Raw genomic sequence first — 21,084 nt, forward strand, 5'->3', positions numbered from 1 at the left:
TTTCGATAAAGTATAATCTAATAGAGTTAAGCGTTTTCTAACATCGATAACGCAACCGCCTCAGCGGCTTTAATGCCATCAATACCTGCTGATAAAATACCGCCTGCATAACCTGCGCCTTCACCTGCAGGGTAAAGCCCTTTGGTATTAATGCTTTGGAAAGTTTTATCGCGCTTGATGCTGATAGGTGAAGACGTACGTGTTTCTACACCCGTTAGTAAGCCATCATTGGTTGAAAAGCCACGAATTTGTTTGTTAAAGGCAGGAATTGCTTCACGTAGCGCTTCAATGGCAAAAGCTGGCAGTACTTTGCTTAAATCAGTCAGTTTTATACCTGGTGTATACGAAGGCTGTACATCGCCTAAATTAGCCGACGATTTACCTTTTAAAAAGTCACCAATCAGCTGTGCTGGGGCATCATAATTTTTACCACCAAGCTCATAGGCTTGCTCTTCTAGCTTACGCTGTAAATCTATGCCAGCTAGAGGATGGCCAGGAAAATCTTTTTCTGGCGAAATACCCACAACAATAGCACTGTTCGCATTTCGCTCACTACGAGAATATTGACTCATACCGTTAGTAACCACACGGCCTTCTTCAGAGGTAGCGGCAACTACAGTGCCGCCAGGGCACATACAAAAACTGTATACGGTTCGGCCATTATTACAATGGTGTACTAATTTGTAATCGGCAGAGCCCAAAATAGGGTTACCCGCGTTATCGCCAAAGCGGCATTCATCAATCATTGATTGCTTATGTTCTATTCTAAAGCCTACTGAAAAGGGTTTTGCTTCAACATAAATGCCTTTATCGTGGATCATTTTAAACGTATCACGGGCACTGTGACCAACCGCTAAAACCACATGGCGAGTTTCAAGCTTTTTACCATTAGAAAGTGTAAGCCCTGTAACTTGGCCGTTGTCTAAGTGGATATCGTCAACGCGGGTGCTAAAACGAATCTCACCACCAAGTTCTATAATTCGCGCGCGCATTTTTTCAATCATGGTTACTAGTTTAAAAGTACCAATGTGCGGCTTACTAACGTATAAAATTTCTTCAGGAGCACCAGCCTCTACAAATTCAGTGATCACTTTACGGCCATAATGTTTAGGATCTTTTACTTGGCTGTAGAGCTTACCGTCTGAGAACGTGCCTGCACCCCCTTCACCAAACTGAACGTTTGATTCGGTATTGAGGGCCTTTTTACGCCAAAAGCCAAAGGTGTCTTTGGTGCGTTCACGTACCTCTTTACCGCGCTCTAGAATTATTGGTTTAAAGCCCATTTGTGCCAGTACTAAACCGGCAAATAAACCACATGGGCCAAAGCCAATTACTACAGGGCGCTCTTTAATGCTGCTATTAGCGTGTGCTACAAATTTGTAGTTGGTGTCAGGGGAGACTTTAACGTGTTGATCTTTTTCAAACGAGGCTAACAGTTGTGCTTCGTTATCTACCTCAACATCAAGCGTGTAAATCAGTAAAATGGCGCTTTTTTTACGTGCATCGTAACCGCGTTTAAACACATTGTAGCTGTGTAGCTGCTCTGGACTTATATTTAATTTATTGATGATGGCTTGGCCAATAGCATTTTCGTCATGGTCAAGCGGCAGCTTTATTTCGGTTAAACGTATCATTAATATCTCTTTTGGTGTCATAGCGGAAAGTAAATACCGCTCACAATAAGGGGAGTGCACAAAGCGCTAATTTATAAGCGCCATATATTACGTTAAATTGTTCGCTTTTGGCACATATTTATTGTGTTTTGGTAAGGGTTGGGTATGATCCGCAGCTGGTAAAATTAAATATTAGGTATTAAACCACTATGGCGTTTGTAGTCACCGAAAACTGTATAAAATGTAAGTACACTGATTGCGTATCGGTGTGCCCTGCAGATGCATTTTTTGAAGGCCCTAATTTTTTGGCTATTAGCCCAATAGACTGTATTGACTGTGGTTTATGTGTACCTGAGTGTGCAGCTGATGCCATTTATCAAGAAGATGAACTACCTGAATCGCAAAAAGAATTCACCCAGCTTAATGCAGAACTGGCAGAAATATGGCCACGTATAACGCAAGTTAAACCTGCACCTGAAGATGCCGATAGCTGGAATGGTGTGGCTAATAAATTAAAACTTCTCGACACATAACTACTTCCTAAAACTTATTATTAGCTTTTTGTTAATTTTATTGCAAATTTTAACACGCAAGTATTAACAAACGTACCTGTATAATTTACACTCCAGACCAAAGTTTACTTTCAACAAGTAAATAAACCTAAATGGATGTTTATGCAGTACTTTATACCTACAAAAATAATAAAATTGCTGTTGTTGATCAGCTTCAGCCTTGTTTTAACTCTCAGCCCTTATGCACTTGCCGATAAGCTTAATTATCAACTTGCACACATTAATAAAAACATTGATGTAGATGGCGTGCTTAACGAGCTGCATTGGCAAGAAGCAACCCGTGTTGCGGTAAATTATCAAGATGAGCCGAATGAAAAGGGCACACCACCGGTAAAAACCGATGCGTATATTTATGACGATGGCCATAATTTGTATGTAGCTTTTGTTGCTTATGACCCAGAGCCGAGTAAAATTCGCGCTGCACTTCGTGATAGAGACACGCTTTGGCAAGATGACAACGTCGGTTTGGTAATTGATACCTTTAACGATGAGCGTACCGGCTATGAGTTTTATGTAAACCCACTAGGCGCCCAAGGCGACATTCGCATGACAGATACCGATGAGTGGGTATCTGATTTATCGTGGGATGCTATTTGGGATAGTGCCGGTACCATAAACGATCATGGTTACGTGGTTGAAATGCGTATTCCGTTTAAAGCTCTGCGCTTTGCACAAAATCAAGCCGACTCTACTTGGGGCTTTTCGATGATGCGCAACTATCAGCGTGATGTGTTGTATCAATTATCAAGTACAGGCTTTGACCGTGATATTAAATGTAGTTTGTGTCAGTTTGACAAAATAACTGGATTTAATAATTTAGCACCGAGTAAGAATCTGCAATTAACGCCAACCTTAACCGCATTAAGAAACGATCAAAAAACACAGGTACCTGGTGCGTGGGATAACGGCGATGTAAATACAGAAGTAGGGCTTGATCTGCGTTGGGGCGTCACTAAAGATGCAGTAATTAATGCCACTATAAACCCTGACTTTTCTCAGGTAGAAACCGATTCGTTAGAACTGGATGTAAATACCACATATTCTATTTATTACGCTGAAAAACGTCCATTCTTCTTAGATGGCGCATCATATTTCAAAAGTAATTTATTTGAACTGCTTTATACCCGTACCATAGCTGAGCCTAATATTGGTGCAAAGCTCACCGGTAAAACCGATAGCCACAGTTATGCGCTAATGTTTGCTGATGACGACAACAGTAATGTTTTACTGCCCAGCAACCAAGGCTCAGGCTTTGCCAGCCTAAATGATAAAACCAAGGCGGCGGTGGCGCGATACCAATATGATATTGGCCAACAAGGCACTATTGGCGTTACTTCAACACATAGAGAAAGTAGTGATTACCATAATACGGTGTTATCGGTTGATGGCAGCTATTGGTTTAATCAGTCAGATACGCTTAATTACCAAATAGCCCATGCTGATACCAACAACTCGCAGTTTTTAGTTGATAACTATAATTTAGCAGAGTCTCAGTCTGATATGGCTTATGCATTAAAGCTGACCCGCGATAAGCGCGATTATAAGCTTTACGCTACCTATGACAATATTGGTGAGGATTACCGCACCGATTTAGGTTATCAAGAAAAAGTAGACTACGAAAAAGTAGGCTTTGGTGGCGGTCAAACTTGGTATGGTGATGAACATGACATGCTAACAACTTGGTCATACACCGCCGATTGGGATAAAACGTGGGCTCAAAATGGCGACTTGCTTGAAGAAGAATATGAAGGTTACATGACCTTTCAAGGTCAAAAGCAGTCTGTATTTGAGCTTGGTTTATTAAATCGCTATGAAAACTACAATGGCAATTTTTATAACCAAAATATTGGTTATTTATATACGGCTTTTAGACCTACTAAAGATCTAAGATTATCGTTATACGCCGAATATGCAAGCCGTATAGATTACACTAATGAGCAGCTAGGTGATGTTTTAACTACACAATCGCAGGCTGTTTGGGATATTAATAATCACTGGCAGTTAGATGTTAGACATAATTATAGTCATTTAGATGATTACCAAGGGCGACGAGTTTTCACCGCCAACCTTGTTGATTTTAGGCTTTATTATAAGTTTAGTATGCGCGCTATGCTTAAGCTGATTTTACAGTTTGAAGACATAGACAGAAATGAAGATGCTTATTTTTATCAGGTTAGCGAAATCAACAAAGATTATGGTAGTCAGCTGGTTTACTCATACAAAATTAACGCACAAACGCTATTTTATTTAGGTTATTCAGATAAAGGCTATCAGGATGACTCGTTAAAAAGCATTGAGCGTGACCAACGTACTTTCTTTACTAAAGTCAGTTATGCGTGGCAGTTATAACGCTATAAATACTATAAAAGCAAGATTTTGCTAGGCAATAAAAAACACGCTACTGGGTAGCGTGTTTTTTTATAGAAAGCAAAAGCTAACTATTACAAGTCAAAAGTACGTGAGATAGCAAGTACAATTCGCTCATCGGCATAATCGTAGTCTAGGCTGGTATTTTCAGCTGCTACTTCAATACCAAACCCTTCATAGCTTGTTTGGTATGCTAAGCGATAATGATGATACGATTTATCGCCTTTAGCTTCATCCCACTGAAATTTATTGCCATCGAGTGAGTTTGAAATATCAAAGCTTGCACGAATTGCATGATTTGGTGCAAGCTCGAAAGTGTGCGCAATCATCGAAATCACATGGCCAGTATCGTAGCCAAAGTAATCCCAGCTGTACCAAAAGTTAAGCTCTGTTTGACCGTAGTCACTGGCGTAACCAAATTTAGTATACGCTTCTGCGTAGTTACCATCGCTGTTATTACCTTGGTAAGTGTAATAAGCAATACCGTAATCAAGGCTTACTTGTTGGTTTAACTGAATGTATCGGCCTACATATGCATCTAGTTCGAAGTCGGTATCATCACCAAAATCTACGTTTGATGCCCATACACCGGCATAAACACCGTTATCGTACGCATAGTCAAGACTTGCTTGTAGCGCTGGATCGTTATCTGTTTGAGTAACACCATTAAAGGTGTAATCAGATGCAGCAGTAATTGTTGTTGACCAGTTAGCTGCTGCTGTTGTTGATAAAACAGTTAATGGTAAAGCGATAAAAAGTTGTTTTAATTTATTGTTCATGTGATTTCCTAGCTGATAGTTTCTATTTTTGTGTAATCAATTTTATTCGCTTTAGGCGATCCTTCGATATTGCTGACTGTTTTAAGTTTGCTGTAGGCAATAAAACCAATGCAAATAAAGAATAACCCTATAACTAAAGCACCAACCCATTGAATTTGCAAAAACTCAAGTTTAAATAACAGTGTTAATAATGATAAAGCGACGACATTCATGGCAATATACTTAAATTTACCAAAGCGTTTTACAGTTAAGTTTAAATTATCTGTGTATAGACGGATCAGTGAATCAAGCGAGTTAATAACAAACACAATACCTACAAACACCATGGCAAAGTTTTTAATGCCTGCAGTTGGAATGCCCGCTTCGTGGTAGTGATATAACACACTGAACCAGATAGCGATTGGTATTGACGGGAAAATTAACATAGCGCCGAGTACTTGGTATGTTTTTAAACCACCCACAAAGCGTGATGTAAACTGGCCAATCATGATGCTCCACGCAAACCACCAAAATAGGTAAAACTCATGGTAATCATTCAGTGGTAATACAAACTCATTGATATTGGCAAAGTAATTACCAATTAATCCAATGTTTTTAGTAAATGCAGAGAGTTCGCTATCGCCAAATAAGAAGGCATCAGCCCACATAAAACCAATTAACGCGATAAACAACCAAGTAGTAGCAATACTTAAAAAGCGAACATATTTAATATCGGTGCTTGAATACACCGCAAAACAAATAGCGGCAAGCACGATTAAGTAAAACTCAGGAATAACATTTGAGCCGTCTCCGAGTTCAGGTAAATACCACGGTAGGTTGCTCAATAGTAAGTAAGCGGTAAACGCACAAGTACCAATGATGACTACGTTGTTTAAAAATTTAACCCATGGAATTTCAAAAAATTTTACTTTGGGTTCTATTACACAGAAATAAAAGCACGTAAGAAAATAAAATCCCCAAATTAAAAATCCCCAATAACCAAACTCAATAGAGAGAGGATTGGCAAATGCATATTCTGGGCTTGCTTTTATGTCTGCATAACCGGCAAATTCGGTTAAAGGAAACATAATGAGGCCAACGTCTAGGCCCGAGGTAAACAGGATTGCTATAAAGGTGAATGTTCTCACTGGTGTGACGCCTACTACGCGTACATTGCCCCATTTAATTAAAATAGCAACAATCGCAAGTAAGGTGAAAATAATGCCAGCATTAAGCCAAATAGTCATTATCGCCCTCCCAGAATGAATAAAAGTAACACATATATACTCCGTTTTTTATTGTGCTTGCATTAACACAGACATAACCTATTTATGCTTGTGAGCCACTGCAAGGCGCATAAAGGCACTCCTTAAAGCATTTTGCTTAAAAGAGTGGCCTTTATGGAAGGCTAAATTAAAGGGTTTTATTTCGTTGTGTAGTTTGCCAATTAGTGGCATTCACAACATCAACTCCTGTGTGAGCTAAGGGCTTATTTCCTAAAATAATATCAGCGGCTTTCTCGGCAACCATAATGGTAGGCGCATTTAAATTACCGTTAGGTATTGTTGGAAAAATTGACGAGTCAACCACACGCAAGCTTTGCATGCCATGCACTTGAGTGTTTGAATTAACCACCGCCATGCCGTCTTCACCCATTTTACAAGAGCAAGAAGGGTGGTAAGCACTTTCTACTGCTTGGCGAACAAAGGCATCAATTTGCTCATCAGTTTGAACTTGTTGCCCTGGTTGAATTTCTTCACCACGGAAATTGTCAAAGGCAGGTTGTTCAATGATTTCACGCGTTAAACGTACGCACGCTCTAAAGCCTTCAATATCATCTTGATGCTCTAGGTAGTTAAATACAATTTTAGGTGGCTGTGTTGGATCAGCTGATGCAATAGTGACACTGCCTCGGCTCTTAGGCTTGTTATGACCTACATGCACTTGAAAACCATGCCCTGCAAAAGCACTGCGTCCATCGTAACGCATTGCTGCCGGTAAAAAGTGATACTGAATATCTGGCCATTCAACACCGGGTTTTGAGCGGATAAAGGCACATGATTCAAAATGATTAGTTGAGCCTAAACCTTTACGGGTAAGCAGCCATTTTGCACCAATCAAGCCTTTTGAAAACAAGCCTAATTTACCGTTCAAAGTAATGGGTTGTTTACACTTATATTGAAAGTAAAACTCTAAATGGTCTTGCAAGTTTTGACCTACACCTGGTAAGTGATGCTTTACATCAACACCTGCTTTTTCAAGGGTTTGTGTATCGCCAATACCTGAAAGCTGTAGTAGGTGTGGCGAACCAATAGAGCCAGCACTTAAAATAACCTCTTTACTTGCTTGTGCTGTTTTTACTGCGCCATTGAGTTTGTATTCAACACCAGTTGCTTTTTTACCGTCTAAAATAACGCGCTGAGCAAGTGCACCGGTAACGATTGTTAAGTTGCTACGATGCTTAATTGGGTCTAAGTACTCGCGAGAAGCAGAGCTGCGCACACCGTTTTTAACAGTCATGTGCATAGGGCCAAAGCCTTCTTGTTGAGCACTATTGTAGTCATTTGTGGTTGAGTAACCAGCTTCTGCACCCGCTTCAATAAATGCAGTGTATAACGGGTTTTCCATGTTATTGCCGTTATTAACACCTAGTGGGCCTTTACTACCACGATGAGCATTTTCACCTAGGTAAAAGCTTTCTGCTTTTTTAAAATACGGTAAACACGCTTGGTAATCCCAGCCGTTAGCGCCGTGCTGTTGCCATTCGTCAAAATCTTTAGCATGGCCACGTACATACACCATGCCATTAATCGAAGATGAGCCACCAAGTACTTTACCGCGAGGGCAATGCATTTCACGGTTATCTAAGTGTGGCTCTGGTTGCGTATGAAATTGCCACGCAAACTTATCGGTATTCATTGGAATAGACAATGCGGTAGGCATTTTTATAAAGATACTTTTATCGCTGCCGCCGGTTTCAAGTAACAATACCTTGTTACTTGAATCTTCAGACAAGCGATTTGCTAGCACACAGCCAGCTGAGCCCGCGCCTACAATAATATAATCAAAGTTCATGATGATTCCTTAAAACGGGCTTTCTATGTCGGCCATACCAACATAAACAGACTTAGTTTGCGTGTAATGATCAAGTGTTTCTATACCATTTTCACGACCAATACCCGATTGCTTATAGCCACCCACTGGCATTTCTGCTGGCGAGTTACCGTAAGCATTAATCCAACAAATACCGGCTTGAAGTTGATGAATTACGCGATGAGCGCGTTTAATATCGCTAGTGAAAACGCCTGCAGCTAAACCTAAGTGAGTGCCGTTAGCACGTGCAATTACATCATCTTCATCATCAAATACTAAAACGCTCATTACTGGGCCAAAAATTTCTTCTTTAACGATGGTCATTTCATCGTTGCAATCAACAAACACTGTCGGCGCTACAAAATAGCCATCTGGTGCAGATGCTGGAGAAAGCGTTGAACCACCGGTTAATAATGTTGCACCTTCTTTAAGGCCTTTGTCGATGTAACTCATCACTAAATCTTGATGCTTCTTAGAAATAAGCGCGCCAAAGTTAGTATTTAAATCTTGCGGGTCACCGGCAATAATATTGTTTTCGGTACGTGTTTTAAGTTCATCAATAAATTGTTGATACACATTCTTGTGAACATAAATACGAGTGCAGTTCGTACAAATTTCACCTTGGGTATAAAAGTTACCTAGCATGGCAGCACTTACTGCTTGCTCAATGTTGGCGTCATCAAATACTAATAATGGCGATTTACCACCTAGTTCCATAGTCACATCTTTTAATGTGCCTGCAGCACTGGCGACTACTTTTTTACCGGTACCTACTTCACCAGTAAATGATACTTTTTCAATATCTTGATGTGCAGTAAGCCATTGGCCTACTTCACCGGCGCCTTGAACTACATTAAATACGCCAGCAGGGACGCCTGCTTCAATAAACACCTCGGCTAATTTAATTGCACCAAGCGGCGTTTCTTCAGACGGCTTAAAAATAAATGCATTACCCGCTGCGAGGGCTGGGCCTGATTTCCAACATGCAATTTGTAATGGGTAGTTCCATGCACCAATACCGGCACAAATACCTAAAGGCTCTTTGCGTGTGTAGTAAAAGTCATCGCCAACCATTTGTTGTTGACCAACTTGTGCAGGGGCAAGACCTGCAAAATATTCAATTACATCTGCGCCTGTTTCAACATCTACGCAGTTAGCTTCTTGCATTGGTTTACCAGTATCGAGTACTTCAACCAGTGCAAGCTCATCATTGCGCTCGCGTAAAATAGCAACGGCGTTTAGTAAAATACGGCTGCGCTCAATAGGGGTCATCGCTGACCAAACTTTAAAGCCTTGTTTTGCACTTTCTATCGCTGCGTTTTGAACATGCTGGTCAGCGACTTCAACGGCATAAATTACCTGGCCGGTTGCAGGATTTACTACATCAAATGTTTCGCCGCTTTTATTTGCAAGGAATTGGCCGTTGATAAAGTTTTGATAGATAGGTGTAGTCACGTTAGGCTCCATATTGCTTGATAAGTGAATGCACGTAGTTTTTAGCTAGTGATTCACTGTGTTTAAACTGATTTTCGTCTGATTGGCTTAATACGGCACGAAGCCATAAGCCATCAATCATTGCTGCGGTTAATTCAGCCGCGAGGGTTGCTTGCGCTAAAGGCATTAATTGCTTAAATGAAACGGTTAAATTGCTTTGCAAGCGTTTACTGTTTACATTTTGTAAACGATGAAGTTCCTTATCGTGCATTGATTGCGCCCAAAAACTTAACCACGTCCGAGTGGTGTCTTTTCGTTGTTGTACTAGCGCAAAGTTTGATTCAACAATAAACATTAACCTTTGAGTTGCTGTGGTATTTTCATTAACCTTACTAATTAAGTCGTCTTTCAAGTTCGAGAGTAAGTAACGCACAGTTGCTTCAATTAGCCCCTGTTTCCCACCAAAGTAATGGCTAATTATGCCTGATGACATTCCAGCATTTTTACTAATACTATTGATCGTAGTCGCCTGTAATCCTTTTTGAGCAACTGACTCTATAGTCGCGTCAATTAGCTGCTGACGCCTTACAGGTTCCATTCCAACTTTAGGCATAATTTTTATTAATTGATCGTTCAATAAAGATAAGCTTAAGGTAATAGCTCTAACAATTCAAGGCTTGTGTAAATGGTAAGAGAGTAAAGTATGGATAAATAATTAACAAAATGAGTATGAAATGATGCAAAATTAACAACTCAAGACCTTGTTTAAAGTCTTTAAATAACAATGGTTTGTATGTTTTGTTGGTGTTGTTCTTTATAGTGTAATCAATTCTTTACGAGGTGAGTGAAACTTTTAGTGATTTATTTGTTAGTGCGATAACTATTAGAGTACTAATTGTATTTTTTACCAGCAGGGCATTTATATAAAGGTAAAGGGAATAGATATGTTGTTGCGATCAAAATCCGGTTTCAAAGAGAAATATGGGAGGTAAATTAAACAAATGTTAACGCGAAGTAGGGGGAAAATAAGGCGCTGTTTAGCTTTCAACAACACCTTTAAATAATAAGGGATAACGTCTTAAACGATTGCCAATATAGTCATCGGCCATAATCTGCTCACAAATTTCGTCGATGTTATCAGTCGCTTCAAACACCCAATCAAAACGTTCAATCGCGAGCAAAAAACCGCGCTTTAAGTGTGTTTGTTCGCGGTAATAAGCAAGATTCTTTTTTATCAGTTGCAGCTTTTCAGGTTCAGCTTTTAATTGCACAATAACTTGGTGAATAAACTGCAAATTGCGCGAACTAGTTGGTCTGTTTCGTCTATTTGTTGGTCGCATTACTCTTCGTTGGCTATGTTGTAAAGTTTCTTCAAAAAATCGTCTTTGTGTTTGTCATGTTCGTAATCTAAATGGTAGGTATTATGAAATCCAAAGCGTAATAACACGCCACTGCCTTGTAAGTAAACGGTATAGCCGTCTATATCAGAAAATGCAGTGACCCCCTGATAAAGCTTACCTTCTTCTGTGGTTTCACCTCGTTGCTGGATACGTTCGTAAACCGCTAGAATCTGTTTGTTGTCGATTTCATTTTTCATTGTCTGCACCTTTATTTACTCTTTCATACGCTATAGATATGCGGGTCGATCATCATAAAAACAATAGTCAAGAATGTGTGATATTGCTTTGCTATTTTTAATTTATAAATTATGCTCAGAGCTCACTCTATGTTGAGCTTTTACCATGATAGACAAGGCGTTACTTTTAAAAACTCGTGACTTATCCGACCAACTCATTGCGCTGCAAACCCCAATTAGAATTCTCGATGCAATTAATTGGGATAAACAGACTAAAGAAGAGTTTTTTAGGCAAAAATGCCAAAAAAATCCTTTAATAGACCGTGCTTACTACCAACAGCGCGATTTAGGGTTTGTGCCTAGTGAGTTGCGCCAAGCATTTTCAACACTGCACCGAAATATTATTAATCAGTTGGGGCAATTAAACCCAATAACTCAATATATGGGTAAAATGTGTAGCGAATATAAAACAGTGCTTAATATGCTGGAGTACCGAGGTACTGCCGAATTTCATGACTTGTCGGTAGAGCTTTTTGGGCATCCAAAAGACCTTTTTCATGCCGCTGAGCCTTCGTTATCTGAGCTTGCTAATATGCTTGAGCAGCCATTAAAAAGTTTGCTTGATGCGAACATTTTGCCTGAAGATCCTAAAAATATTGATGCCAGTGATGCGGTGCGTATTTTGTCTGAGCAGGTCAATGCCAGTATGCAAGGGATTAATGTGGAAGTAATGCTTAGTGATGGAATTGTCAGTGATGCGGCAGCAGGAGCTAACAATATAAAGCTTAATCAAGATGTTAAGTTTTCTCAGCGCGAATTAGATATTTTAGAGGTGCACGAGGGCTGGATCCATGTAGGCACCACTCAAAATGGCTTAGCGCAACCTTATTTAACTTGTTTGAGTAAAGGCACGCCAAGCTCTACCGTTACCCAAGAAGGGCTTGCAGTACTGACCGAAATAATTACTCTTAAATCAACACCACGTCGCTTATCAAAATTAGTAAACCGTATTCAAGCTGTCACCAAAGTGATTGATGGTGCTGAGTTTGTAGATATATACCGAGATTATGTAGCACAAGGGTTATCAAAAGACGACAGCTACACCCTTGCACAGCGTGTATTTAGAGGTAGCACCGCAACCGGCTTACCGTTTACTAAAGACATTGCTTATATAAAAGGCTTTGTATTGGTTTATAACTTAATTCGGGTGGCGATACAGCTTGGCAGAATTGACCAATTACCGCTATTGCTGGTGGGTAAAATATCAATTGATGACTTTAGGTTAATATCGCAACTACATGATTTAGGTGTGATTGAAAACCCACAATTTGTGCCGCCTCATTTTAAAGATTTAAGAGGACTTGCTACGTGGCTGAGCTTTGGTCGTTTTATTGGTAACTTGTCATTTGAACAATTAGAAAACGACTACAAGCCGTTGTTTTTATGATTTATAAGTGAGCTTTTTCTCAGAAACAAAAAAAGCCCAAAAATGGGCTTTTTTTAATTTAGCACAACTCAGTTAACGTGCGTTTGTGCTCTCGAAAATTTTATCTGCAGAGGCTGCAACAAATCCAGTGTAAATTTCACCATCAGGTTTTGGATAACGAATAGCAAACTCGTAAAAACAGCTAGGAATGCGCATATCGCCATCGCTAAAGGTCACAGCGTATTCATCAGCTAATGTTGATGATTGCTCTAATAGCACTTCTGGTGAGCCTTTTACTTCGCCTCCTGAGGTATTAAGTGCAAAACCGGCATCTTTAAGAGCTTGGTTTACATCATGGATGTTATCAAATTTAGCTAAGGTATTAATGTTCACAGTAAAATGATTTGCACGGTAACCCCACGCAGACATCCAGGCTGCATATTCGCTCTCAGCTAATAACTTTTTGTATGTATCGGTGCTTACTTGCCAATGTGTGCCTGAATATAAAAAATTATCGGCAGTCACAGCGCTTTCGTCAATTTGTGCCACCATATCCGTAACGATTGCTTGTAGCTCAGGCGAACATTTTTCAACTAATAATTCAGAAATAAACACTTTTGGCTGTGTCGGATCGCTATGCTCATAATGCTTGGCGTAGAGTTTTTTTGCTTCAAAGTGATATTCACCACATTCTTTATAACCAATAGCTAAAAAGTGCGCAGCTAGTTTTTCAAGGCCTACTTTTTCTATGTTAAAAGTACGCAGTGCAATATGGTCGTTAATAATGTCGTCTTTTTGCGTTGAGCCTAATAAGTCATGAATTTTATCAGCTGATGGCGTTACTGTTAGGTAGTTTTGCCATAAGTTATCAAATAATGTGTTTACATCAGTATGCATGGTAAATCCTTAAATTTTCTAAAATTGTTATTCAATAATTAAGCCCGGCGCGAGGGTTTGCGGTAAGTTAACTTTTTCTGACTCTACTGAGGCCACTGGGTATGCGCAGTAATCAGCAGCATAGTATGCACTAGCTCTGTGGTTACCACTGGCACCTATGCCACCAAATGGCGCTGCGCTTGATGCGCCTGTAATAGGGCGGTTCCAGTTAACAATACCGGCACGAATACGTTTTAAAAAGTGGCTGTAATCATCTTCGCTGTCTGCAAGTAAACCTGCAGATAAACCAAAGCTGGTGTTATTCGCCTCTGCTATAGCGCTATCAAAGTCAGTGTAACGATATACTTTAATTAGCGGGCCAAAGTGTTCTTCATCGGCGATTTCATCGATTTTAGTGACATCAATAATACCTGGGCTGACAAAGCCAGTGCCTGGTTTTAATTGTTTAAGCTCAACGAGTACCTCAGCACCTTGTTTAACTAGGTCAGCTTGCGCTGCAACCATGCCTAAGGCGGCTTTTTCACTGATCATGGCACCCATAAATGGTTGATCGTCAGCAAAGCTATCATCTACAAGGATATTTTTGGTTGCGCTGATCAGCTTTTCTAAAATAGCATCGCCATTGGCTGATTTTTCAATAAATAATCGACGTGCACAAGTACAACGCTGACCCGAAGTAATAAAGCCCGATTGAATAATATCGTGAACGGCTGCGCTCACATCAGCAACATCTTTAACCACTAGCGGGTTATTACCTCCCATTTCAAGCGCTAAGATTTTACCTGGATGGCCTGCAAATTGTTTATGTAATAAATGCCCTGTGTTTGAGCTACCAGTAAAGAATAAGCCATCGATACCTTGATGTGAGGCAAGCGCTTTACCTGTTTCCAGTTCACCTTGAACAAGGTTTATAACCCCAGCAGGTAAGCCTGCTTTTAGCCACAGCTCTAAAGTAAACTGGGCTACGTGAGGAGTTAGTTCTGATGGTTTAAACACCACGGTATTACCCGCTAAAATAGCAGGGACAATATGACCGTTTGGTAAATGCCCAGGGAAATTATATGGGCCAAAAATAGCCACTACACCATGTGGTTTGTGGCGAATAAAGGCTTTTGCGCCAGGGATTGGGTTTTCGGTTGTGCCAGTTCGCTCATTGTAAGCACGGATAGCAATAGCAACTTTGCCTGTCATCGCACCGACTTCTGTGCGCGTTTCCCATAGTGGTTTACCTGTTTCACGAGCAATAATGCTAGCAAATTCTTCGCTGTGTTCTTTTAATTGGGCAACAAAGTTTTCTAAAATGGTAATACGTTGTTCAATTGGCATATCTGCCCATTGAATTTGCGCGGCTCTTGCCGCTTCAATAGCACTGCTAACTTGTTCGGGGCTGGCACCATTACCTTGCCAAACAACTTCGCCATTGCTTGGATTAACAGAATTAAAAGCAGGGCCTTGGCCTGCGTGCCATTGGTTATTAATTAGTTGTGTGTTCATAAATAGTGTTACAGGCGGAAAAATCGCGCTGCATCTCCTTGATTTAAATGAAGTGCATCAGCTACTTCTTGGCTGATAACTAAGGTGTGCTTTGCTTGATTATAATGAGCGTGTTTAGTGAACGTGGCTCTAAAGTCGCTAACCCCTTGATTACAAATAGCAAGGGTATCTGAGCTTTGCTCATTAATATGTTCAAGTTCACCAATGGTAATTGGGCACACTTGTGAATCACGAATACTGCGAATATTACCGAGCTTTGCCTCTACCGTGGGACCTGCGTCAAACAAATCAACGTAGCCACGATGTTCAAACCCTTCTTTTTCAAGCAACTTAAGTGCAGGCTTGGTTTTATCATGAACATGACCAATCACCGCTTGTGCTTTTTTACTTAGCAAGTTTACATAGATAGGGTATTTAGGCATAAGCTCGCTAATAAATACTTTATCGCCTAAACCAACTAAGTGATCAGCTTGTGGAAATTCAATACTAAAAAAGTGTTCTTGTAACCATTGCCAAAATGGAGAGTGCCCCTGTTCATCACTCACGCCACGCATTTCAGCAATTACAGTGTCGGCAAAGCGTTCACTATGTTGTGCCATAAATAAAAAGCGTGAACGTGATAAAAACCGCCCTGTTAAGCCTTTTCTGCTGTCTTCACGTAAAAATAAAGTACATATTTCTGAGCAGCCTGTGTAGTCATTACACATACTTAAAATATCAACGGTATTGTAAACGTTTAAGGTGGGTGAATGATGGACAGTTTTACCTAAATGGTAGTGATACAAAGGCACAGACAAACCGACGGCCGCTTCTATGGCGGTAGTACCAATTACTTTGCCAGTGTCACTGTCTTCTAAAACAAATAAATAGCTTTCATCGATAGGCTTATTTACATTTTTAGTAAAGCTGTTTTGTGCACGGTCTATTTTTTCTTGTAGTTGTCCATCATCGACAGGTAAAGAGGTAAAACCATGGCCTGATTCAATGGCAATCTCTTTAAGTGCTGCAAAATCATTGACAGTAATAGGACGTAATACTTGCATTAACTACTTGCTCCAATAAAGCCCTGAGGTAAACATTTATCTCAGGGCTTTATATGTTTTACTTAGTGATTAACCGTTTACAACTTCGCTTACTGCTTTTTCAAAGCGAGCTAAGCCTTCCTTAATATCCTCAAATGGGATTACTAATGAAGGTGTAAAGCGGATAACGTTCATTCCGGCTACTAAATTCATTAAACCGTTATTAGCACTTGCAACTAAGAAGTCGCGAGCACGGCCTTCAAATTTTTCATTTAATGCAGCACCAATAAGTAAGCCTTTACCACGGATTTCACTAAATACATGGTATTTTTCGTTAATGGCATTTAGACCATCACGGAACATTTGTTCACGTTCTTTTACGCCATTTAAAACTGCAGGGGTATTTACTGTATCAAATGCAGCTTCTGCAACAGCACATGCCAATGGGTTACCACCGTAGGTAGAACCATGAGTCCCTATTTTTAGGTGTGCTGCAATTTCAGTAGTCGTGATCATAGCGCCAATTGGGAAACCGCCACCTAATGCTTTAGCCGTGGTTAAAATGTCAGGAATAACATCTAGGCCTTCGTATGCGTATAAGTGACCTGTACGGCCAACACCCGTTTGCACTTCATCAAAAATAAGCAGTGCGTTGTGTTTAGTACACAGCTCACGTACTTTTTGTGCAAACTCATTGGTTGGTGGCACAATACCGCCTTCACCTTGTAATGGCTCCATCATTACTGCACAAGTGTCATCGCCAATTAAGGCTTCAAAGGCAGCAATATCATTGTAGTCACAATGAACAATATCAGCAGGCTTTGGCCCAAAACCATCAGAATAAGCGGCTTGGCCACCTACAGTTACAGTGAAGAAAGTACGGCCATGAAAGCCTTTATTAAAAGCGATGATCTTAGACTTTTCAGCACCAAATTTGTCCAAGGCAAAGCGACGCGCTAACTTTAAAGCCGCTTCGTTTGCTTCAGCTCCTGAGTTTGCAAAGTAAACTTTTTCTGCAAAGGTAGCATCAACCATTTTCTTAGCTAAGCGAAGTGCTGGCTCATTGGTCATTACATTTGCTAAGTGCCAAATTTTTTCGCCTTGCTCTTTTAGTGCGCCCACTAATGCAGGGTGACAATGACCTAAACAATTAACCGCAATACCACCGGCAAAATCGATAAATTCGTTGTTATTTTGATCCCACACGCGTGAGCCTTCACCACGAACGGGAATAACTGCAGATGGGTTGTAATTAGGGACCATTACGTCGTTAAATAAATCTCTGGTTACTTGCATTTTTACACCTAAATTAATCACATAAAAAACGTTGCTGAAAAATAACGATAAGCTCAGGCTTATTCAGCAATACAATGCGTTCATACTTATTAAAAATGTCATTATCAAAGGTTATGGATTAAATTTGCAGTGCTATTTTGTGAAAAATGATTAGAATAATAGTCAAAATAACGAACCTTATTAGCATTATGATAACTCCCCAAGATAAAAAGCTACTATCAGTATTAAAAACGAACGCTAGAGCAAGTATTTCTGACCTTGCAAGGCATTTAAATTTATCCCGCTCAACAGTGCAAAGTCGCATGCTTAAGTTGGAGCAAAGCGGGGTGATTAAAGGGTATAACGTTGACTTTGGAGATGATTTTTTAAATAGCTTAGTTTCTGCACATGTCTCAATAAAGGTCAAACAAAAGCTAACGACTAAAACCAACGTAGAGTTAAAACAAATAGATGCCATATCTCAGTTGTATGCAATTAGCGGTGAATTTGATTTAATTGCCATTGTCGAAGCTCAAAATCTCGAGCAGTTAAGCCACTTATTAGACGATATAGGTAATTTAGATGGGGTAGAGCGCACTCGTTCATCGGTTATTTTAGAAACCAAATTTAAGCGTTAATTAGATTTATTTCTAACCATTCAGTGAGTATTAATTATTTGCATTTAGGCTCACTTAATTGTAATCTCCCCGTTATTAGAAACAAGGATTGTTTTTGACCAAATCAATAGGCTTTTCGCCCCTGCATTTGCCACAATCCTCCAATACTGAACAAACCTGATAAGTATAGTTATTACATGCAAGAACACTAGTTGATTACAATGTGAGAAACAGGACGTTTTGGCAAAACAGCTCAAAAACATTACAAGGAAATGTTATGAAATACACAACACTAGCTGCTGCAGCCTTATTAATAATAGGTGGCTCATATTTAAGTGCAAAGGCCACTTTATTTGACTCAAGCGATAACATAACGGTTGAAACTTACAGCGACATATTTTTTAAACTAGAATCCTCACCCGTCAATATTGATGAGATTATTACTGGCGCGAGTCAGTTTGCCAATAGCTTATGTGATGAAAGTATTTATCAAGAAGTTATTGGTGAGTCAGTAAACTCATGTAAGCAAAAATTCAAACAATCACAAGCGCAATGTGCTGACTTTATTACAAAAAATAGTCAGGCTATGTACACTGATAAGGTTGCCATAACGCTCGTATCTGAAAAATTTATAAATTGCATGACGAATAGCTAAGTTATATTTTGTTCAAATTTTGCCCGAAACTCCCTATTTGACTGGGTGACATTGGTATTTCAATATTTTAATTAGCATATTATACCCTGTGGTCTATGCTGAATTTATGAGTTGTTAATGCCCAGTTTGCTTTAGGGAGTACAATGCAAGAAAATTTACTAAACTCAGTTATCAAAATAACAAAAAACAGAGACGTAGACTCACTTGAATACAGCTTGATATCGACCATCCAAGAGTTTATTGGGTGTAAAGAAGTTTCAGTTTATAAAGACATAGAAGTTCAGGGTCAACTTACCATTGAACAAAGCCTATGTTTGAAAGTGACTGGTGAAAAGCAATTTGAGTGGGTACAACGACAAATTGTTGCACACCCCGAGGATGAGCTTCTATCATGCTTACGTTCTGCTTGCATTATCACGGTGCAATCAACAGATGGCATCGAACGCCGTTGGTTACCCATTACCCGCCAAGAGAAAACAGTCGCCGCAATTTCTGTGGTTTCAAACAGCCTAGATAGTCCAGCCCAGGTGATGTTAAATGCTTTTTGTCGTATTTTTGAAAATTATTTAGTGATTCTTCATGAAAACGAAAGAGATAAATTAACAGGACTATTAAATAGACAAACTTTTGAAAAAAAAATAAAACAACTGATTGAAAAACAAGTATTAAAAGTCCACAGTTCTTCCCGAGATGAGGGTAAAAGGCAACAAAAATACGCATCTACATCTTGGTTAGCTATTTTAGATATTGATCATTTTAAAAATATAAACGACAAGTATGGTCATATTTGCGGTGATGAAGTACTGCTGATATTAGCGCAAAAAATGCGTCACTTTTTTCGTTCAACCGATTTAATTTTTCGCTTTGGTGGTGAAGAATTTGTGATTGTTTTTGAGCCCACTGATGCAGATTCCATATGTAATAAAATGGCAGAATTTTTACAACTCGTCAGAAATACTTCGTTTCCTTTTGTTGAAAACATGACGATCAGTGCTGGTTTAGCACGTATTAGCCCTTATGATTTCCCAATCACTGTAATAGAAAGCGCCGACAAAGCACTGTATTACGCTAAAAATAATGGCCGAGATAAGTTTTGTGTATACGAAGATTTAATCGCTGAACAGCTAATCAACGTACAAGAAAACGATTCAGAAATAGATTTATTTTAACCTACTGGGCTTGTGCGTGGCTTCGCTGTACCTTTACCTTAGTAACTTGATCGAGCTTTAAAAAATAAACATTACCGCCAATGCCTTTAAATTCCTCATCGGTAAAGGCAATTGTATTATCATCATAAAACGTGATCGCTTCTTTTTGGGTCACAATACCAAGATCAATTTTAGACACATCACCAGAGAAAAACTTATCCCCTTTAAAATTTTCAAACAGCCAAATGCTGGTTGAGTCTAGTAGCGCAAGTTTTTTTCTATCTGGGCTAAGTGCTGCAGAGGTGATCCAGCATAACTTTTCCATGGTGGTGCAGGTTCTAAATGAGTCAATTAGCTGGGCGTCAAAATTTGCTGCATGATCGCCTACTTTGTAAACATTGGTAATACCATCAAAGGGTTCAGTTCGGTTTTTAGTAAATAAATATAAGTGCCGGCCAAAAGCGACAAAAGCTTCTAAGTCATAATTGCGTTGATCAGGTTGTATTGGACTGCCGTCTAATTCTGGGTAGGTAAATTTAATTATCTCGGCTTCAGTGGTATTTGTTTTAATATCAATCGGGTTTTCTATTTTATAAATGGTTAGCCACTTGCGTTCATTTTTATTATTACCAAAGTCACCCAAGAAAAAATGACCAAACTTATTTTGTGTCATGTCCTCCCAATCAATGTTTTTTGCGTTGCTGACTAAAATTTCTTTAGCGATAGAGCCATCGTCATTGAGTCTATATAGCTTAGGTTCGTCGCCACTGTCATTAATAGCCCACAGACGTTTATATTTATCAAACTCAATGCCGGAAATTTCTTTTAACTTTGGGTCTACAGAGACAAGCTTTTTACTATATAGTGTATAAATTGAACTACCCACAACAGCGATGGTAGTGAGAAAAACAATAACAGAGGTAATAAGAATGCTTTTTTTAATCATAGTTTTTAAATATTTATCGGCATTGGCTAGGTAGATAATTATTATCGCTGATGATGTGGTTAAGCTAAAGGTTTTTTAACCTCAATGCGGTAATAAAAAACGATTATGTGTGAATTGTTGTAAAAGAAATTTAATCGGGTGTAGTTGGTTTAAAAATTGCTCAGTTAAAGAGCTTACCTAAAAACCTGTTT

The 21,084-nt window shown here is 39.4% G+C and carries 19 protein-coding genes; 6 read left to right on the top strand and 13 right to left on the bottom strand.

Annotated features, from left to right (window positions below; all coding sequences use genetic code 11):
• Positions 1–26: 26 nt before the first annotated feature.
• On the bottom strand, positions 27–1,634 hold the full coding sequence (locus tag DK924_RS08775) for an NAD(P)/FAD-dependent oxidoreductase (protein ID WP_109874927.1): 1,608 nt from the start codon (positions 1,632–1,634) through the stop codon (positions 27–29).
• A 188-nt stretch (positions 1,635–1,822) separates the two neighbouring features.
• Here DK924_RS08775 and fdxA point away from each other — a divergent pair, with 188 nt between their 5' ends.
• Together fdxA and DK924_RS08785 are read left to right on the top strand one after the other, a co-directional pair.
• Complete coding sequence (gene fdxA, locus DK924_RS08780; protein ID WP_010388957.1) at positions 1,823–2,146, top strand: ferredoxin FdxA; 324 nt, start codon at positions 1,823–1,825, stop codon at positions 2,144–2,146.
• A 141-nt stretch (positions 2,147–2,287) separates the two neighbouring features.
• Positions 2,288–4,534 carry a carbohydrate binding family 9 domain-containing protein gene (locus tag DK924_RS08785; protein ID WP_109874928.1) on the top strand — a complete coding sequence of 749 codons (2,247 nt, stop codon included), beginning with the start codon at positions 2,288–2,290 and terminating at the stop codon, positions 4,532–4,534.
• 92 nt (positions 4,535–4,626) lie between these two features.
• Here DK924_RS08785 and DK924_RS08790 read toward each other — a convergent pair whose 3' ends face one another.
• The 7 genes from DK924_RS08790 to DK924_RS08820 form a co-directional block, all read right to left on the bottom strand.
• Positions 4,627–5,331 (bottom strand): TorF family putative porin, encoded by a 705-nt coding sequence (locus DK924_RS08790; protein ID WP_075170234.1) that lies wholly within the window; start codon positions 5,329–5,331, stop codon positions 4,627–4,629.
• Positions 5,332–5,339: 8 nt separating this feature from the next.
• Positions 5,340–6,557: a BCCT family transporter gene (locus tag DK924_RS08795; RefSeq protein WP_010388954.1), complete on the bottom strand. Its 1,218-nt coding sequence runs from the start codon at positions 6,555–6,557 to the stop codon at positions 5,340–5,342.
• A 166-nt stretch (positions 6,558–6,723) separates the two neighbouring features.
• The gene (betA, locus tag DK924_RS08800) at positions 6,724–8,385 is read right to left on the bottom strand and encodes a choline dehydrogenase (protein WP_109874929.1); all 1,662 of its coding nucleotides are present in this window, start codon (positions 8,383–8,385) and stop codon (positions 6,724–6,726) included.
• A gap of 9 nt (positions 8,386–8,394) precedes the next feature.
• Positions 8,395–9,858 carry a betaine-aldehyde dehydrogenase gene (betB, locus tag DK924_RS08805; RefSeq protein ID WP_075170232.1) on the bottom strand — a complete coding sequence of 488 codons (1,464 nt, stop codon included), beginning with the start codon at positions 9,856–9,858 and terminating at the stop codon, positions 8,395–8,397.
• Position 9,859: 1 nt separating this feature from the next.
• A complete protein-coding gene (betI, locus tag DK924_RS08810) occupies positions 9,860–10,435 on the bottom strand; it encodes a transcriptional regulator BetI (RefSeq protein WP_081374111.1) in 576 nt (191 codons plus the stop codon).
• A 439-nt stretch (positions 10,436–10,874) separates the two neighbouring features.
• A complete protein-coding gene (locus DK924_RS08815) occupies positions 10,875–11,177 on the bottom strand; it encodes a hypothetical protein (RefSeq protein ID WP_181388762.1) in 303 nt (100 codons plus the stop codon).
• Complete coding sequence (locus DK924_RS08820; RefSeq protein WP_010388948.1) at positions 11,177–11,434, bottom strand: DUF3081 domain-containing protein; 258 nt, start codon at positions 11,432–11,434, stop codon at positions 11,177–11,179. The genes DK924_RS08815 and DK924_RS08820 overlap by 1 nt, the downstream gene beginning before the upstream one ends.
• A 145-nt stretch (positions 11,435–11,579) precedes the next feature.
• On the opposite strand from DK924_RS08820, the gene DK924_RS08825 reads away from it, so the two are divergent.
• Positions 11,580–12,860, top strand: coding sequence for a flavohemoglobin expression-modulating QEGLA motif protein (locus DK924_RS08825; RefSeq protein ID WP_109874930.1), 1,281 nt, complete (start codon positions 11,580–11,582; stop codon positions 12,858–12,860).
• A gap of 72 nt (positions 12,861–12,932) precedes the next feature.
• Here the strand turns inward: DK924_RS08825 and DK924_RS08830 are convergent, their stop codons facing one another.
• From DK924_RS08830 to DK924_RS08845, 4 genes are all read right to left on the bottom strand, one after another.
• Positions 12,933–13,736 carry a DUF1338 domain-containing protein gene (locus tag DK924_RS08830; protein WP_010388946.1) on the bottom strand — a complete coding sequence of 268 codons (804 nt, stop codon included), beginning with the start codon at positions 13,734–13,736 and terminating at the stop codon, positions 12,933–12,935.
• 27 nt (positions 13,737–13,763) lie between these two features.
• Complete coding sequence (gene astD / locus DK924_RS08835) at positions 13,764–15,230, bottom strand: succinylglutamate-semialdehyde dehydrogenase (protein ID WP_109874931.1); 1,467 nt, start codon at positions 15,228–15,230, stop codon at positions 13,764–13,766.
• Positions 15,231–15,238: 8 nt separating this feature from the next.
• Positions 15,239–16,273, bottom strand: coding sequence for an arginine N-succinyltransferase (astA, locus tag DK924_RS08840; RefSeq protein WP_010388944.1), 1,035 nt, complete (start codon positions 16,271–16,273; stop codon positions 15,239–15,241).
• Between the two features lie 69 nt (positions 16,274–16,342).
• On the bottom strand, positions 16,343–17,548 hold the full coding sequence (locus DK924_RS08845) for an aspartate aminotransferase family protein (RefSeq protein WP_075170229.1): 1,206 nt from the start codon (positions 17,546–17,548) through the stop codon (positions 16,343–16,345).
• A gap of 188 nt (positions 17,549–17,736) precedes the next feature.
• Between DK924_RS08845 and DK924_RS08850 the strand changes: the two genes are divergently transcribed.
• From DK924_RS08850 to DK924_RS08860, 3 genes are all read left to right on the top strand, one after another.
• Positions 17,737–18,165, top strand: coding sequence for an Lrp/AsnC family transcriptional regulator (locus DK924_RS08850; protein ID WP_010388942.1), 429 nt, complete (start codon positions 17,737–17,739; stop codon positions 18,163–18,165).
• Positions 18,166–18,421: 256 nt separating this feature from the next.
• Positions 18,422–18,799, top strand: a complete 378-nt coding sequence (locus DK924_RS08855; protein ID WP_010388941.1) for a hypothetical protein — start codon at positions 18,422–18,424, stop codon at positions 18,797–18,799.
• A 143-nt stretch (positions 18,800–18,942) separates the two neighbouring features.
• Positions 18,943–19,968, top strand: a complete 1,026-nt coding sequence (locus DK924_RS08860; protein ID WP_010388940.1) for a GGDEF domain-containing protein — start codon at positions 18,943–18,945, stop codon at positions 19,966–19,968.
• 1 nt (position 19,969) lies between these two features.
• On the opposite strand, the gene DK924_RS08865 is transcribed toward DK924_RS08860, so the two are convergent.
• Entirely contained in the window at positions 19,970–20,893 is a 924-nt protein-coding gene (locus DK924_RS08865) for a hypothetical protein (protein ID WP_109874932.1), read from the bottom strand.
• Between the last annotated feature and the right edge of the window lie 191 nt (positions 20,894–21,084).

It is taken from the genome of Pseudoalteromonas sp. meg-B1, from assembly GCF_003173795.1.
In the GTDB taxonomy this organism is placed as follows: domain Bacteria; phylum Pseudomonadota; class Gammaproteobacteria; order Enterobacterales; family Alteromonadaceae; genus Pseudoalteromonas; species Pseudoalteromonas undina.

What these genes read in the sequence shown, in the direction of transcription:
- fdxA (WP_010388957.1), top strand. Translation starts at nt 1,823, where the DNA reads ATGGCGTTTGTAGTCACCGAAAACTGTATAAAATGTAAGTACACTGAT.
- DK924_RS08775 (WP_109874927.1), bottom strand. Translation starts at nt 1,634, where the DNA reads ATGATACGTTTAACCGAAATAAAGCTGCCGCTTGACCATGACGAAAAT.
- DK924_RS08855 (WP_010388941.1), top strand. Translation starts at nt 18,422, where the DNA reads ATGAAATACACAACACTAGCTGCTGCAGCCTTATTAATAATAGGTGGC.
- astD (WP_109874931.1), bottom strand. Translation starts at nt 15,230, where the DNA reads ATGAACACACAACTAATTAATAACCAATGGCACGCAGGCCAAGGCCCT.
- betI (WP_081374111.1), bottom strand. Translation starts at nt 10,435, where the DNA reads ATGGAACCTGTAAGGCGTCAGCAGCTAATTGACGCGACTATAGAGTCA.
- DK924_RS08850 (WP_010388942.1), top strand. Translation starts at nt 17,737, where the DNA reads ATGATAACTCCCCAAGATAAAAAGCTACTATCAGTATTAAAAACGAAC.
- DK924_RS08830 (WP_010388946.1), bottom strand. Translation starts at nt 13,736, where the DNA reads ATGCATACTGATGTAAACACATTATTTGATAACTTATGGCAAAACTAC.
- DK924_RS08795 (WP_010388954.1), bottom strand. Translation starts at nt 6,557, where the DNA reads ATGACTATTTGGCTTAATGCTGGCATTATTTTCACCTTACTTGCGATT.
- astA (WP_010388944.1), bottom strand. Translation starts at nt 16,273, where the DNA reads ATGCAAGTATTACGTCCTATTACTGTCAATGATTTTGCAGCACTTAAA.
- DK924_RS08785 (WP_109874928.1), top strand. Translation starts at nt 2,288, where the DNA reads ATGCAGTACTTTATACCTACAAAAATAATAAAATTGCTGTTGTTGATC.
- DK924_RS08865 (WP_109874932.1), bottom strand. Translation starts at nt 20,893, where the DNA reads ATGATTAAAAAAAGCATTCTTATTACCTCTGTTATTGTTTTTCTCACT.
- DK924_RS08825 (WP_109874930.1), top strand. Translation starts at nt 11,580, where the DNA reads ATGATAGACAAGGCGTTACTTTTAAAAACTCGTGACTTATCCGACCAA.
- DK924_RS08860 (WP_010388940.1), top strand. Translation starts at nt 18,943, where the DNA reads ATGCAAGAAAATTTACTAAACTCAGTTATCAAAATAACAAAAAACAGA.
- DK924_RS08790 (WP_075170234.1), bottom strand. Translation starts at nt 5,331, where the DNA reads ATGAACAATAAATTAAAACAACTTTTTATCGCTTTACCATTAACTGTT.
- betA (WP_109874929.1), bottom strand. Translation starts at nt 8,385, where the DNA reads ATGAACTTTGATTATATTATTGTAGGCGCGGGCTCAGCTGGCTGTGTG.
- DK924_RS08845 (WP_075170229.1), bottom strand. Translation starts at nt 17,548, where the DNA reads ATGCAAGTAACCAGAGATTTATTTAACGACGTAATGGTCCCTAATTAC.
- DK924_RS08815 (WP_181388762.1), bottom strand. Translation starts at nt 11,177, where the DNA reads ATGCGACCAACAAATAGACGAAACAGACCAACTAGTTCGCGCAATTTG.
- DK924_RS08820 (WP_010388948.1), bottom strand. Translation starts at nt 11,434, where the DNA reads ATGAAAAATGAAATCGACAACAAACAGATTCTAGCGGTTTACGAACGT.